Below are 13,534 nucleotides of genomic sequence, written 5' to 3' on the forward strand. Positions count from 1 at the left end.
AACCTCTTGGGCTCAACCAATGGAGAGCGGCGATGATCAAGGCCTTCGTCGTCGGCAATGACCGCCTGCGCCCCGCCGACGATCTCGTGGCCAATGGCGATCACGTCGTCTGGGCCGACCTTCTCAACCCGACCAAGGAAGAAGAAACAGCGATCGAGACCTGGCTCGGCGTTGCCATCCCGACGCGCGAGGAGATGGAGGAGATCGAGATTTCGAGCCGCCTCTACATCGAGGACGGCGCCTACTTCATGACCGCCACCTTGCCGGCGCAGACCGAAATCGATGATCCCTTGATGTCACCGGTTACCTTTGTGCTTGCCGGCCCGAGACTGGTCACCATCCGTTATCATGAGCCGAAGGCGTTCAAGACCTTTCCCCTGCGCGCCGAGAAGGTGGCGACAGGCTGCACCACCGGCAACACCATCCTGATCGGCCTGCTGGAGGCGATCGTCGATCGCCTAGCCGATATTCTCGAACGCGCCGGCCGTGACATCGAGACGATCTCGCGCGATATCTTCGAAGCGCGGTCGACCAAGGTGAACAAGCGCAATCGCGACTTCCAGGAACTGCTCAAGGCCATCGGCCGCAAGGAGGACATTGCCTCCTCGATCCGCGACAGCCTTATCTCGCTGCAGCGCCTCACCGGCTTCCTTGCCCATGTCGCGACCCAGATCAAGATGAGCAAGGACGTCCGCGCCCGCATCAAGACAGTATCACGCGACGTGCTGTCGCTCGCCGACCACGCCACCTTCCTGTCGCAGAAGATCTCGTTCCTGCTCGACGCGACGCTCGGCATGATCTCGATCGAGCAGAACGCCATAATCAAGATCTTCTCGGTCGCCGCCGTCATCTTCCTGCCGCCGACGCTGGTAGCTTCGATCTACGGCATGAATTTCGACGTCATCCCGGAGCTGAAATGGGAGCTCGGCTATCCCTTCGCCATCGGCCTGATGATCCTGTCGGCGATCCTGCCGTTCTGGTATTTCCGCCGCCGCGGCTGGTTGTAGGCCCAATAGAATTCGCTTGACCAAACGCCGCCCGGACGGCATCCGGATGCCCGGTGATCGTACAACCGGATTGGGATCATGACCGCAAAAAGCTGGGCCTACGAGGATTTCACCGAGGGCGCATCGATCGACCTCGGCGCCAAGCAGGTGAGTGCGGCCGAAATCATCGAATTCGCCACCGAATTCGACCCGCAGCCGATGCATCTCGACGAAGCCGCCGGCAAGGCCAGCATCCTTGGCGGCTTGGCCGCCTCCGGCTGGCACACCTGCGCGATCTTCATGCGCATGCTGTGCGACGCCTTCCTGCTCGACTCGACCGCGCAAGGCGCGCCCGGCATCGACCAGGTCAAATGGAAGAAGCCGGTGCTGGCCGGCGACACGCTGGCCGGCAGCACCAGCGTGCTTGCCAGGCGCCTGTCGAAATCCAGGCCTCAGCTCGGCCTCGTCACCTTGCGCAGCGAACTGTTCAACCAGCGCGGTGAAAGCGTCTTCGAACTTGAGAACACTGTCATGTTCTTGACCCGCGAGGCCGGCGCATGAGCCTCGACGCGTTCTTCCGCATCGGCGATACCATCAACCTCGGTTCGCACACATTCGAAGCCGAGGCGATCAAGGCGTTCGCCTGCAAATACGATCCACAGGTCTTTCATGTCGACGAGGAGGCGGCGAAGAAAAGCGTGTTCGGCCGCCTCTGCGCCTCAGGCTGGCACACCGCGGCCACCTGGATGAAGCTCAATCTCAAAAATCCTATGGACGCTTCTCAATGGACCGGACCCGGCCCGGTACCAGAATTCGGCCCCTCCCCCGGCTTCAGGAACCTGAAATGGCCAAAGCCGGTCTATGCCGGAGAAACCGTCACCTTCATGCGCACGGCCCTGTCCCACCGCCCGCTTGCCACCCGCCCCGGCTGGCGCCTGCTGGCGCTGCGCTCGGAAGGTTCCGATTCGGCAGGCGACAAGGTGCTGGAGTTCGACAGCGCCGTGCTGGTGAAGGCTGGGTAGAGGGTAGGTTTTAGGCAGTAGGGATTAGGCAGCAGTGGGTGCTGCGCCTTGCACGGAATGCGGAGCTTCCCTCCCTACTCCCTACTCCCTACTCCCTACTCCCTAATGCCCCTCAAACCCGATCAACGTCCGCACCGGCACGCCCAGCGCTTCGAGCTTCGCCCGTCCGCCGAGATCCGGCAGGTCGATGACGAAGCACGCGGCAAGAATATCGGCGCCGATCTGCCTCAGCAACTTGACCGCCGCCTCCGCCGTGCCGCCGGTCGCGATCAGGTCGTCGACCAGGATCACCTTCTCGCCCGGCGCAACGCCGTCCTTGTGCATCTCCATCTCGTCCAGCCCGTATTCCAGGCTGTAGGCGACGCGTACCGTCTCGTAAGGCAGCTTGCCCTTCTTCCGGATCGGCACGAAACCGGCCGAAAGCTGGTGCGCGACCGCACCGCCGAGGATGAAGCCGCGTGCCTCGATGCCGGCGATCTTGTCGATCTTCTGGCCGGCATAGGGATGCACCAGCTCGTCGATGGCGCGGCGGAAGGCGCGCGCATTGCCGAGCAAAGTGGTGATGTCGCGAAACAGGATGCCGGGCTTGGGGTAGTCCGGAATGGTGCGGATCGCGGCGAGCAGCGTGTCTTCGAGCGAGGATTTCATGGGTCGAGATTACCTGAAACGGAGGTTGTTGCGCGACAATTGTTCGATCGAACTGCAGCCCATCAGCTTCATGCCGCGCTCGATCTCGACCCGCATCTGCTCCAGCGCCCGCTCTACGCCCGGCTGGCCGGCCGCCGCTAGCGGGAACAGATAATAGCGGCCGACGCCAACAGCCTTGGCGCCGAGCGACAGCGCCTTCAGCACATGGGTGCCGCGCTGCACGCCGCCATCCATGATGACGTCTATTCTGTCGCCGACGGCATCGACGATCTCGGCCAGTTGGTCGAACGCCGCCCGCGAGCCGTCCAGCTGCCGGCCGCCATGGTTGGACAGCACAATGCCGCTGCAGCCGATCTCGACGGCGCGCTTGGCATCCTCCACCGACATGACGCCCTTGAGACAGAACGGACCTCTCCACAGTCTGACCATCTCGGCAACATCGTCCCAGGTCATCGACGGATCGAGCATCTCGGTGAAGTAGCGGCTGATCGACATCGTGCCGCCGCCCATGTCGACATGCTCGTCGAGCTGCGGCAGCTTGAACCCCTCATGGGTGAAATAGTTGATCGCCCAGCCCGGCTTCAGCGCGAACTGCAGCATGCCGGCAAGGTTGAGCTTGAAGGGGATGGCAAAGCCGGTGCGCTTGTCGCGCTCGCGGTTGCCTCCGGTGATGCTGTCGACGGTCAGCATCATCACTTCGACTCCAACCGCTTTCGCCCGCTGCATCATCGCCCGGTTGAGGCCGCGATCCCGGTGGAAATAGAACTGGTAGACCTGCGGGCTGCTGCTGATCTTGCGCGCTTCCTCAAGACTGACAGTGCCGAGCGAGGACACGCCGAACATCGTGCGGAATTTGGCCGAAGCCTTGGCCACCGCGCGCTCGCCTTGATGATGGAACAGCCGCTGCAAGGCGGTCGGCGAGCAATAGACGGGCATGGCCAGCTTCTGGCCCATCACCGTCACCGACATGTCGATCTCGCTTACCCCGCGCAGCACGTTGGGAACGAGGTCGCAGCGCTCGAAGCTCTCGGTGTTGCGGCGATAGGTGACCTCGTCGTCGGCCGCGCCATCGATGTAGTTGAAGATTGGCCCAGGCAACCGCTGCTGGGCCATGCGCCGGAAATCGGAAAAGTTGTGACAGTCGCGTAGCCGCATCATCGATTCCCAGGTGTCTTATCGCCGGCAATCCTTCATCACCGGTCGCGCGTGCATACCAATCACATGGCGCCCTGCCAACGGACTTGTTCGACCAGGCGGGTGGTTGCACCCAAGGCGACAGCCCCCTGCCCGCTTCGGCAAGCAAAAAGGGCGCCCGAAGACGCCCTTTCCGATTTCACAGGGGTAGCGGCGGTTAGTGGGCCACGCCTTCCCATACCTTGCGCTTGGTCAGATACATCAGCGCCCCAAACAGAAGCAGAAACACCAGCACGCGGAAGCCGGTCTTCTTGCGGTCTTCCATATGCGGCTCGGCCGCCCACATCAGGAACGCCGAGACGTCGCGCGAATACTGGTCGATCGTCTGCGGCGAACCGTCATCGTAGGTGACCTGGCCGTCGGAGAGCGGCTTGGGCATCTTCAGCGACACGCCGGACATGAAGTATGGATTATAGTGGGTGCCTTCGGGGATCACCATGCCGGCAGGTGGCGTCTCGTCGTAGCCGGTCAGCAGCGAATGGATGTAGTCCGGGCCGCCCTGCGCATATTGCGTGAATATGTCGAAGACGAAGCGCGGGAAGCCGCGCTCGACGCCGCGGGCCTTGGCCAGCAGCGACATATCCGGTGGGGCAGCGCCGCCGTTGGAAGCGGCAGCCGCCTCCTCATTGGCGAACGGCGCCGGGAAATGGTCGGACGGCTTGCCCGGCCGGTCGAACATGTCGCCGGCATCGTTGGGTCCATCATGGATGGTGTACTCAGCCGACAGGGACTTGATCTGCGCTTCCGAATAGCCGAGGTCCTCCAGCGTGCGGAACGCCACCAAATTCATCGAGTGGCAGGCCGAGCAGACTTCCTTGTAGACCTTCAAGCCACGCTGCAGCTGCGCCTGGTCGTAGGTGCCGAACGGACCGGCAAAAGTCCAGTCCATCTCCTTCGGCTCGTGGATCGGGAAATGCGTCGGTGCCGCCGCGTTGTGCGCCTCTTCAGCGGCAATCGCCACACTGCCGACGGCTCCGATGCCAGCGGCAAACACGCCTAGCAGGGCGAGCGAGGTGAGAATCTTTTTCATGCCAAATCCCCTTAGATTCTCACTCAGCCTTTGGCTTCCGGCGCCGCGGTCGCACCGGCCGGATGTCCCCCTCCGGCACCCTTGTTCTTCTCCAGCACCGCCTCGGTGATCGAATTCGGCAGTCTGCGTGGCGTCTCGATCAGGCCAAGCACCGGCAGGATGACGAGGAAGAAGGCGAAGTAGAACAGTGTCGCCGCTTGAGCGTAGCCAACGTAGTTGCCCGAGACCTCACCTATCAGGAGGGTCAACAGACCGCCGCCTTCCGCCGGCTGCGAGCCAAGCCAGCCAAGCAGGACAGCGTCGGCGACGAACAGCCAGAAGAACAGCTTGTACCAGGGCCGGTAGACCGCCGAGCGCACCTTGGAGGTGTCGAGCCACGGCACCAGGAACAGCATGACGATGGCGCCGAACATGCACAGCACGCCACCGAGCTTGGAGTTGATCGGCCCGATGTTGAAGGTGATCGCGCGCAGGATCGCATAGAACGGCAGGAAGTACCATTCCGGCACGATGTGGGCCGGCGTCTTCAGCGGGTTGGCGATCGTGTAATTGTCCGGATGGCCGAGAAAGTTCGGCAGGTAGAAGACGAAATAGGCGAAGAAGAACAGGAACACGATCATGCCGAATGCATCCTTGATGGTCGCATAGGGCGTAAAGGCAACGGTGTCGGTCTTCGATTTCACCTCGATGCCGGTCGGGTTCGACTGGCCGACCACATGCAGCGCCCAGACGTGCAGCACGACGACGCCGGCAATCATGAACGGCAGCAAATAGTGCAGCGCAAAGAAGCGGTTGAGCGTCGGGTTGTCGACGGCGAAACCGCCGAGCAGCAGTTCCTGGATCCAGTTTCCGACCAGCGGAATGGCGCTGAAGAAGCCGGTGATGACGGTGGCGCCCCAGAAGCTCATCTGACCCCAGGGCAGCACATAGCCCATGAAGCCGGTCGCCATCATCAGCAGATAGATGATGCAGCCGAGGATCCACAGCAGCTCACGCGGCGCCTTGTAGGAGCCGTAATAAAGCCCGCGGAAGATGTGGATGTAGACAGCGACGAAGAAGAACGAGGCGCCGTTGGAATGCATGTAGCGCAACAGCCAGCCCGAATTGACGTCGCGCATGATCTTCTCGACCGAATTGAAGGCGAGGTTGGTGTCGGCGGTATAGTGCATGGCCAGCACGATACCGGTCAGGATCTGCGCCACCAGCATGATCGTGAGGATGCCGCCGAAGGTCCACGCATAGTTAAGGTTGCGCGGCACCGGATAGGCGATGAAGCTGTCATATACCATGCGCGGCAGCGGCATGCGGGCGTCGAACCAGCGTTCGATACCGGTCTTGGGCGTATAGGTCGAGTGTCCCTCGCTCATCGAATTATCCCCTGCCTCAACCGATGAGGATTTTGGTATCGGAAATGAACTTGAATACCGGCACGGCCATATTTTCCGGCGCCGGGCCTTTGCGGATGCGGCCGGCGGTATCGTACACCGAACCGTGGCACGGGCAGAACCAGCCGCCGAAATCGCCTTCCTGGCCAAGCGGAATGCAGCCCAGATGCGTGCAAACCTGCACCATCACCATCCAGGCTTCCTTGCCGGGCGTGGTGCGGTTGGCGTCGGTCGCCGGCGCATCGGCGGGCAGATTGGCGTTGCGGGCGATAGGATCCTTGAGGTCGGCAAGGTTCACGGCTTCGCCGTCCTTCATCTCCTGCTCGGTGCGATTGCGCACCACGACCGGCTTGCCGCGCCATTTGACAATCAGCGACATGCCAGGCGTCAGCGAGGCGACATCAACCTCGACCGAGGCGAGCGCCAGCGTCGAGGCATCGGGGCGCATCTGGTCGATGAACGGCCAGGCAACGGCGCCTGCGCCAACGACTGCGGCCATGCCGGTGGCGACGTAGAGAAAATCACGACGGTTGGGATCCTGGGTGTCGGTTGCGCTCACGGGTGCCTGATCCTTTCGCCTCTTCCGAGCCGGCGGCCGAGCTTTGTCCCCGCTCCATCGCGCCGGCCCGACAGCGCATGGCGAACAAGCTAGCGAATTCCTCCGGCATTTGGATTTCGGTTTATGCGTGAAGCCCGTTTTTGTCCAGCGGGCTGAGGCCACAAGGGCAGATTGTCGCGGGGACAGAACAGCGCGTCAGTTGGCCAGATGCCCAAAGGTCGGCAAAGGCGGCTAAACAACAGGGAAATATCAGCAAATCCGAGGCTCCCCGCCTGTCTCGACAGGACAGGTTGCCGTGATCTAGTCTCGCCGGCATGGCACACATCATCGACCGCGAGACCTGGACCAGGACGCCCGGCCGCTGGCAGGGCGAACTGCAATGCGGCGCCTACGACTCCAACTCCTGCCTGATTTTCAACTATCAGGAAGAGATTGGCGGCGGCCCGCGCCTGCACACGCATCCCTATTGTGAAATCTTCATCATCCGGCAAGGCATCGGCCTGTTCACGATCGGCGACCAGCAGATAGAGGCCACGGCCGGCCAGATCCTGATCGTGCCGCCCGATACGCCGCACAAATTCACCAATCTTGGCCCAGGCCCGCTCGAAACGACCGACATCCACGAAAACGGCAGCTTCATCACCGAATGGCTGGAATGATTGTTGCCGGCTGGTGACCTCTAGCTTGCACCGAGCCTGACCAGCACGGCCCTTGGGATATCGTATTCGCGGATGGCCGACTCATGCCGGCGCAGGCCGCAGAGTTCACGCTGGATGAAATAGGCGTGCACCGCCGCGGCAGCCTCCTTGAGCAGCCGCGGTCGCTGCTCCTCGTCGCCGTTGTTCTGACGGAGCTTGGCCAGCGTTTCCTCGACCCGTTGGCCGGCACGGCCGAGCGCTGCGGCCTTTTCAGCCAGTATCTCATGGCCGAGGGCGTCGAACGCGGCTTCGGCAGCCGAGGCGCCTAGGGATGGCGGACGCAGTGACATCTCAGCCTCCTTTTCTGTCTTGAGAGAGCATCATGCGGTGCGTGACGAATTCTTCGCCCACCACCGGCTGGAAGCCAAGCCGTTCATAGAACCCAAAGGCTCCTTGTGGCGCGCGGGTGTTCAGCACGGCAAAATGCTGACGTGCCCTGTCAATGACGGTCTCGACCAGCATGCGGCCAACGCCGCTGCGGCGATGACGCGCGCTGACGAACAGGTGCCTGACCCGGCCGTGGTCCCTGCCTTCGAAATAAGGATCGATGTTCAACCCGCACACACCAGCGAGTTCTCGGCCATGCCATGCACCAAACAGCGCCTCGCCTCGTTTCAGGAACTTGTTGCGGCCGCCCGCCCAGCCATCCGCCAGCCGCACCAGCATCCAGTAGCCTTCCAGCCGGCTCTCCTCCTTCAGCGCATCGAAGGCCGGCGCGGTTGGCCGCAGCCGCTTGAGGACGTAGCCGATATCAGGCGACGCTGCCATGCCCTACTCCGCCGGCCGTGTCTCTTCCAGCACGCTTTCCTCGTGGTAGAGGAAGCCGCCGGACTGCCGCTTCCACAGCCGCGCATAGAGCCCGTCGAGCGCCACCAGCTCGTCATGCGTGCCCTGTTCGACGATGCGGCCTCCGTCCAGCACCACAAGACGGTCGAGCGCGGCGATGGTCGACAGCCGGTGCGCTATGGCGATGACCGTCTTGTTCTCCATCAGCCTGGCCAGATTCTCCTGGATCGCCGCCTCGATGTCGGAATCGAGCGCCGAGGTCGCCTCGTCGAGGATCAGGATCGGCGCATCCTTGAGGAAGACGCGGGCGATCGCGACGCGCTGGCGCTGGCCGCCCGACAGTTTCACGCCGCGCTCGCCGACAAAAGCCTCGTAGCCGGTACGGTCCCGGTTGTCGCGCAGGCCCAATATGAACTCGTGCGCCTCGGCCTTCTTCGCCGCCGCGATCACCTCGGCGTCAGTTGCATCCGGCATGCCGAGCTTGATGTTGTCGCGTAGCGAGCGGTGGAACAGCGCCGTGTCCTGGCTGACCACGCCGATATTGGCGCGCAGCGAGTTCTGCGTCACCTCGGCGACGTCTTGCCCGTCGATCAGGATTTTCCCGCTCTCGAGGTCGTAGAGGCGCAGGATGAGATTGGCTAAGGTCGTCTTGCCCGCACCGGACGGCCCGACCAGCCCGACCTTCTCGCCAGGCTTGACCACAAGGTCGATGCCATTCAGCACGCCAAAACCCTTGCCGTAGTGGAACTCGACATTCTTCACCTCGATGCGGCCGCCGGCGACGACAAGCTCTTTCGCATCCGGCGCATCGACAAGGCCAAGCGGCTGCGAGATCAGCGCCTTGGAGTTTTCCAGGACGCCGAGATTTCGCAATATGCCGTTGAGCTGCATCATCACGCGCCCGAGCAGCATGTTGAGCCGCAAGACCAGCGACAGCGTGAACGCGACGGCGCCGACGGTGATCGACCCTTCGACCCAGAGATAGACGGCAAAGCAGCCAATCGCGGTGATCATGATGCCCGACAGCGTCGTCAGCGCCATGCGCACGCCGGTCAGCCGGCGGGTGAAGGGCCGTAGTGCATCGAGATAGATGTCGAAGCCGTTCTTGATGTAGCGGTCGTCGCCGTCGGCCGAGAATAGCTTCAGCGTCTGCACGTTGGAATAGGAATCGATGATGCGCCCATTGATCATCGAGCCAGCTTCAGCCGTGGCCTCGGCATGCCTGCGGATCGAGGGCAGATAGAGCTTGGCCAGCCAGGCGAACGCGAGGATCCAGATCACCACCAGCACGGCCAGGCGCAGATCCAGCCCGGCGACCAGCGCCAAGGTCGTCACCGTATAGATGAGCATGAACCAGATGACCTCGATGAAGCTCTCCATCAGGTCGCCGGTCGCCTGCCCCGCCTGCCAGACTTTTGTCGCGATACGGCCGGCGAAATCGTTCTGGAAGAAGGTGTAGGACTGGCGCGATACGTGCCGGTGCGCCTGCCAGCGCACCAGATTGTAGAAGCCCGGCGTGATCGTCTGTTCGTTGACCAGCGCCGACAGGCCGACGACGATGGTGCGGATGACCAGCACCACTGCGATCATGAAGACAAGCTCAGGCCCGGCGGCGGTCCACAGCGCGTCCCAGCTGCGTTCACCGGGAAGCTGATCGAGAATATCGACCAGCCGCCCGACGAAGTAGAAAAGCCCGGCCTCGATCAGCGGCGCGATGCCGCCGATGACAAGCATGGCGAAGAAGGCGAACTTCGCCTGGCCGACATAGTGCCAGAGGAAGCCGCCGACGCTTGACGGTGGCCGAAGGTCCGCCGGCTCCCTGAACGGATAGACCCAGTCCTCGAACCAGCGATAGACGGCTGTCATCATGCTGACGTCATCACTCTGCGGCTTCACCCTTCACGCCGATGTCGTTGGCAACAGCGTCATTGGCGGCATCGACCGGACCGTCATCGAGCAGGAACCCGCCCGACTGGCGCTGCCAGAGCTGCGCGTAGAGCCCGCCACTGGCGACGAGTTCCTCGTGCGACCCCTCCTCGATGACACGGCCCTTGTCGAGGACGACGAGCCTGTCCATCGCCGCGATGGTCGACAGCCGGTGCGCAATGGCGATGACGGTCTTGCCTTGCATGAGCTTGTAGAGATTCTCCTGGATGGCGGCCTCGGCTTCGGAATCCAGCGCCGACGTCGCTTCGTCAAGGATAAGTATCGGTGCGTCCTTCAACATAACGCGAGCAATGGCGATGCGTTGCCGCTGGCCGCCGGACAATTTGACGCCGCGGTCGCCGACATGAGCGTCGAGCCCTTTACGTCCGGTGTGATCCGAAAGCCTGCCGATAAACTCCAGCGCCTCAGCCCGCCCGGCTGCCTCGACAACCATTTCCTCCGTCGCATCGGGCCGCCCGTAAAGAATGTTGTCGCGCACGGAACGATGCAGCAGCGAAGTGTCCTGCGTCACCATGCCGATCTGCGCGCGCAGCGAATCCTGCGTCACCGAAGCGATCTCCTGGCCGTCGATCAGGATCCGGCCGTTCTCGAGGTCGTAGAACCGCAACAGGAGATTGACCAGCGTCGACTTGCCCGCGCCCGAGCGCCCGACAATGCCGACTTTCTCGCCGGGCTTCACCGTCAGCGACAGGTTCTCGATGACGCCCTTCTGCTTGCCATAGTGGAAACGAATGTCGTCGAAGCGGATCTCGCCCTTGGTGACGGCAATGTCCTTCGCCCCCGGCCGGTCTTCGACCAGGCGCGGCAGCGAGATCGAGGCGATACCGTCTTGCACCGTGCCGATGTTCTCGAACAGGCTCGACATTTCCCACATGATCCACTGCGACATGCCCCACATACGGAGCACGAGGCCGATGACCACGGCGACGGCGCCGATCGTCACCGCCTGGCCGAGCCACAGCCACAGCGCCGTCGCCGTCACCGAAAACAGGAGCAGCGCGTTGAGGATATAGAGCAGGCCGTAAAGCACCGTCACCAGCCGCATCGACCGGTAGACCGTGTCAAGGAAGCCTGCCATGCCTTCTCTCGCGAACGTTGCTTCGCGCCGTGCATGGGAAAACAACTTGACCGTCTGGATGTTGGTGTAGCTGTCGACGACGCGGCCGGTCATAGTCGAGCGCGCATTGGCCTGCGCCTCGCCGACCTTGCCCAGCTTCGGGATGATATAGCGCAACAACCCGATATAGCCGAGCAGCCAGACGCCGAGAGGTGCCGCCAGCCGCAAGTCGGCCGAGCCGACGATGAACAGCATGCCGAGGAAATAGACGATGACGTAATTGAGCACCTCGATCACCTTGATGACGCATTCGCGCACGGCGAGTGCCGTCTGCATCAGCTTGGTGGCGATGCGGCCGGCAAATTCGTCCTGGTAGAAGCTCATCGACTGCTTCAAGAGATAACGATGCACCTGCCATCGGATGCGCATGGGGTAGTTGCCCATCAGCGTCTGCTGGTTGAGCAAAGAATGCAGCCATACTGTACCTGGCAGCGCGAACAGCACGACGAAGGCCATGCCGGCGAGCTTCCAGCTCTCGGTCTGCAGGAAGGTTTCGCGGTTCTGCCCGGACAGCCAGTCGACGATGTGGCCCATGAAGCCGAACATCCACACTTCCGCGATGGCAATCGCCGTCACCAGCACCGCGTCGACGATGATGTATGGCCAGGCGCCGCGCGTATAGTGCACGCAGAAGGCAACCAGCGTCTTCGGCGGCTCGACCGGTTCCGCTGCGGGGAACGGATCGAGCCTTCTTTCAAACCAGCTAAACATAGTGATGCTCACAAAACTTTTGTCCGCTCATGCGGCGCGGGAAAAATCCCCGGGGCGCTCCGCGTCCCCAGACCGTACGTCGGCGGGGACCGGCGGCCCGGAATCACCCGGGCCATCGGTCCTGCTTCGCGCAATATAGGGACTTGCGGGCTTTTCACCGACAGAAGCGTTCGACTGAACTGACGGCACGCCGCCGCCAGTCCGGTTTTTCGCGCCCGGCCGGATCAGCCGGATGATCCGGCGCACCAGCGACGGCCGGCTGTGGTCGGGAACCGCACGCGAGAAATCGACATCCGGCAACATGCCGCGATGCGGACGCCGGCGGGTCTGCGCGTGAACCGCCGACGAATAGGTCTCGCCGACCAGCAACGCCCAGGTCGCCGTCTTGCGTTCGTGCAGGCTTCTTGAACCCGGTATCTTATAGGGATCGAACATCGGTCCGTCCTCCATGTGAAAATAGACATAAAAAGGCGAAGCAATGTCGTGCGCCGGCGTTCGGCCGGAGGCACGGATTGTATCCGTCGGGACTCGAGGATAGGCCTCGGTCGCGACATGCTCAGCTGGGGCGCTTGGCCCCTTTAACCGGTTGAAAAACATCGCAGGATTCCTTCGAGAGCCGAAAATCGGGTTCGGCGGGAATCGGTGCGATCAGATCTAAGAAATCAGGTAAATCGTCGTACCGAAACCGCCAGCAGGCAGGTAAGCCCACGGGAGGGGCGCTGGATGTGCATGGTCATCATGAAATACCCCTCCATCGGTTCGGGTTGACAATGCGTGCGGTATAATCGACTTCGCAGAAAATGGCCACCCGCAGGTCCAGCAATTTCCAAAACCAGCCACCCGCTGTGGCCGATCTGCCACTTATTAGAAAGACGCGGAAATGAACCACCGTCTCCGCATCGCCCTCTACCAGCCTGACATCGCCGGCAACACCGGAACAATCCTGCGCTTCGCCGCCTGCCTCGGCCTTGGCGTCGACATTATCGAACCAGCCGGCTTTCCGCTCTCCGACAAAGCGCTCAAGCGCGCCGGGATGGACTACCTCGAAATGGCTGCCCTGACCCGGCATGTCGACTGGAACGCCTTCGAGGATTGGCGCAAGGGCCAAGCCTGCCGGCTGGTGCTGCTCACCACCAAAGCCGCGACCCCCTATACGGGCTTCAGCTTCGCCCAAGGCGACATCCTGCTGTTCGGCCGCGAATCCGCCGGCGTGCCGGATCCTGTCCATCAGGCGGCGGATGCGCGGCTGACGATCCCGATGCAGCCGGGCACGCGCAGCATCAACGTCGCGCTGTCCGTCGCCATGGTCGCCGGTGAAGCCATCCGGCAACTCGGCTAGAACCTTCAACGCGTTGTCGTCACCGCCAACGGCCCTTGCGTCTTGCATCATTCTCACCCAGGCGCACATCGCCTTCTCCTCAATTGCCCTATCGACATTTCCTGGCTACAAG

15 protein-coding genes are annotated in these 13,534 nt (G+C 62.5%); 5 read left to right on the forward strand and 10 right to left on the reverse strand.

Going from position 1 to position 13,534, the window contains the following annotated elements; genetic code table 11:
* Nucleotides 1-32: 32 nt before the first annotated feature.
* From corA to NKI46_RS00565, 3 genes are all read left to right on the forward strand, one after another.
* Nucleotides 33-1,007, forward strand: coding sequence for a magnesium/cobalt transporter CorA (gene corA / locus NKI46_RS00555; RefSeq protein WP_023728252.1), 975 nt, complete (start codon nt 33-35; stop codon nt 1,005-1,007).
* A gap of 78 nt (nt 1,008-1,085) precedes the next feature.
* Nucleotides 1,086-1,547 carry a MaoC family dehydratase gene (locus NKI46_RS00560; protein WP_023670033.1) on the forward strand — a complete coding sequence of 154 codons (462 nt, stop codon included), beginning with the start codon at nt 1,086-1,088 and terminating at the stop codon, nt 1,545-1,547.
* Nucleotides 1,544-2,008, forward strand: a complete 465-nt coding sequence (locus NKI46_RS00565) for a MaoC family dehydratase (protein ID WP_023733357.1) — start codon at nt 1,544-1,546, stop codon at nt 2,006-2,008. The genes NKI46_RS00560 and NKI46_RS00565 overlap by 4 nt, the downstream gene beginning before the upstream one ends.
* A 102-nt stretch (nt 2,009-2,110) precedes the next feature.
* Here the strand turns inward: NKI46_RS00565 and NKI46_RS00570 are convergent, their stop codons facing one another.
* From NKI46_RS00570 to petA, 5 genes are all read right to left on the reverse strand, one after another.
* Complete coding sequence (locus NKI46_RS00570; RefSeq protein ID WP_013529989.1) at nt 2,111-2,656, reverse strand: adenine phosphoribosyltransferase; 546 nt, start codon at nt 2,654-2,656, stop codon at nt 2,111-2,113.
* A 9-nt stretch (nt 2,657-2,665) separates the two neighbouring features.
* A complete protein-coding gene (locus NKI46_RS00575; protein WP_352459846.1) occupies nt 2,666-3,811 on the reverse strand; it encodes an alpha-hydroxy acid oxidase in 1,146 nt (381 codons plus the stop codon).
* 196 nt (nt 3,812-4,007) lie between these two features.
* Nucleotides 4,008-4,880 (reverse strand): cytochrome c1, encoded by an 873-nt coding sequence (locus NKI46_RS00580; protein ID WP_023737806.1) that lies wholly within the window; start codon nt 4,878-4,880, stop codon nt 4,008-4,010.
* 23 nt (nt 4,881-4,903) lie between these two features.
* On the reverse strand, nt 4,904-6,247 hold the full coding sequence (locus NKI46_RS00585) for a cytochrome b (RefSeq protein ID WP_352744263.1): 1,344 nt from the start codon (nt 6,245-6,247) through the stop codon (nt 4,904-4,906).
* 16 nt (nt 6,248-6,263) lie between these two features.
* The gene (gene petA / locus NKI46_RS00590; protein WP_023670027.1) at nt 6,264-6,824 is read right to left on the reverse strand and encodes a ubiquinol-cytochrome c reductase iron-sulfur subunit; all 561 of its coding nucleotides are present in this window, start codon (nt 6,822-6,824) and stop codon (nt 6,264-6,266) included.
* 314 nt (nt 6,825-7,138) lie between these two features.
* Between petA and NKI46_RS00595 the strand changes: the two genes are divergently transcribed.
* Nucleotides 7,139-7,483: a cupin domain-containing protein gene (locus NKI46_RS00595; RefSeq protein WP_023670024.1), complete on the forward strand. Its 345-nt coding sequence runs from the start codon at nt 7,139-7,141 to the stop codon at nt 7,481-7,483.
* A 20-nt stretch (nt 7,484-7,503) separates the two neighbouring features.
* On the opposite strand, the gene NKI46_RS00600 is transcribed toward NKI46_RS00595, so the two are convergent.
* The 5 genes from NKI46_RS00600 to NKI46_RS00620 are packed head-to-tail and all read right to left on the reverse strand — an operon-like array spanning nt 7,504 to nt 12,518.
* The gene (locus tag NKI46_RS00600) at nt 7,504-7,812 is read right to left on the reverse strand and encodes a DUF6665 family protein (RefSeq protein WP_023670023.1); all 309 of its coding nucleotides are present in this window, start codon (nt 7,810-7,812) and stop codon (nt 7,504-7,506) included.
* Between the two features lies 1 nt (nt 7,813).
* Nucleotides 7,814-8,290, reverse strand: a complete 477-nt coding sequence (locus NKI46_RS00605) for a GNAT family N-acetyltransferase (RefSeq protein ID WP_023737805.1) — start codon at nt 8,288-8,290, stop codon at nt 7,814-7,816.
* 3 nt (nt 8,291-8,293) lie between these two features.
* A complete protein-coding gene (locus NKI46_RS00610) occupies nt 8,294-10,177 on the reverse strand; it encodes an ABC transporter ATP-binding protein (protein WP_023806006.1) in 1,884 nt (627 codons plus the stop codon).
* Nucleotides 10,178-10,187: 10 nt separating this feature from the next.
* Nucleotides 10,188-12,083 carry an ABC transporter ATP-binding protein gene (locus NKI46_RS00615; RefSeq protein WP_352744266.1) on the reverse strand — a complete coding sequence of 632 codons (1,896 nt, stop codon included), beginning with the start codon at nt 12,081-12,083 and terminating at the stop codon, nt 10,188-10,190.
* Between the two features lie 27 nt (nt 12,084-12,110).
* Nucleotides 12,111-12,518, reverse strand: a complete 408-nt coding sequence (locus tag NKI46_RS00620) for a hypothetical protein (protein ID WP_352744268.1) — start codon at nt 12,516-12,518, stop codon at nt 12,111-12,113.
* A gap of 445 nt (nt 12,519-12,963) precedes the next feature.
* Here NKI46_RS00620 and NKI46_RS00625 point away from each other — a divergent pair, with 445 nt between their 5' ends.
* Complete coding sequence (locus tag NKI46_RS00625; protein ID WP_023670018.1) at nt 12,964-13,422, forward strand: tRNA (cytidine(34)-2'-O)-methyltransferase; 459 nt, start codon at nt 12,964-12,966, stop codon at nt 13,420-13,422.
* The last annotated feature ends 112 nt before the right edge of the window (nt 13,423-13,534 follow it).

Source organism: Mesorhizobium sp. M0615, from assembly GCF_040320805.1.
GTDB lineage: Bacteria > Pseudomonadota > Alphaproteobacteria > Rhizobiales > Rhizobiaceae > Mesorhizobium.

What these genes read in the sequence shown, in the direction of transcription:
- corA (WP_023728252.1), top strand. Translation starts at nt 33, where the DNA reads ATGATCAAGGCCTTCGTCGTCGGCAATGACCGCCTGCGCCCCGCCGAC.
- NKI46_RS00560 (WP_023670033.1), top strand. Translation starts at nt 1,086, where the DNA reads ATGACCGCAAAAAGCTGGGCCTACGAGGATTTCACCGAGGGCGCATCG.
- NKI46_RS00565 (WP_023733357.1), top strand. Translation starts at nt 1,544, where the DNA reads ATGAGCCTCGACGCGTTCTTCCGCATCGGCGATACCATCAACCTCGGT.
- NKI46_RS00570 (WP_013529989.1), bottom strand. Translation starts at nt 2,656, where the DNA reads ATGAAATCCTCGCTCGAAGACACGCTGCTCGCCGCGATCCGCACCATT.
- NKI46_RS00575 (WP_352459846.1), bottom strand. Translation starts at nt 3,811, where the DNA reads ATGCGGCTACGCGACTGTCACAACTTTTCCGATTTCCGGCGCATGGCC.
- NKI46_RS00580 (WP_023737806.1), bottom strand. Translation starts at nt 4,880, where the DNA reads ATGAAAAAGATTCTCACCTCGCTCGCCCTGCTAGGCGTGTTTGCCGCT.
- NKI46_RS00585 (WP_352744263.1), bottom strand. Translation starts at nt 6,247, where the DNA reads ATGAGCGAGGGACACTCGACCTATACGCCCAAGACCGGTATCGAACGC.
- NKI46_RS00595 (WP_023670024.1), top strand. Translation starts at nt 7,139, where the DNA reads ATGGCACACATCATCGACCGCGAGACCTGGACCAGGACGCCCGGCCGC.
- NKI46_RS00600 (WP_023670023.1), bottom strand. Translation starts at nt 7,812, where the DNA reads ATGTCACTGCGTCCGCCATCCCTAGGCGCCTCGGCTGCCGAAGCCGCG.
- NKI46_RS00605 (WP_023737805.1), bottom strand. Translation starts at nt 8,290, where the DNA reads ATGGCAGCGTCGCCTGATATCGGCTACGTCCTCAAGCGGCTGCGGCCA.
- NKI46_RS00610 (WP_023806006.1), bottom strand. Translation starts at nt 10,177, where the DNA reads ATGATGACAGCCGTCTATCGCTGGTTCGAGGACTGGGTCTATCCGTTC.
- NKI46_RS00615 (WP_352744266.1), bottom strand. Translation starts at nt 12,083, where the DNA reads ATGTTTAGCTGGTTTGAAAGAAGGCTCGATCCGTTCCCCGCAGCGGAA.
- NKI46_RS00620 (WP_352744268.1), bottom strand. Translation starts at nt 12,518, where the DNA reads ATGTTCGATCCCTATAAGATACCGGGTTCAAGAAGCCTGCACGAACGC.
- NKI46_RS00625 (WP_023670018.1), top strand. Translation starts at nt 12,964, where the DNA reads ATGAACCACCGTCTCCGCATCGCCCTCTACCAGCCTGACATCGCCGGC.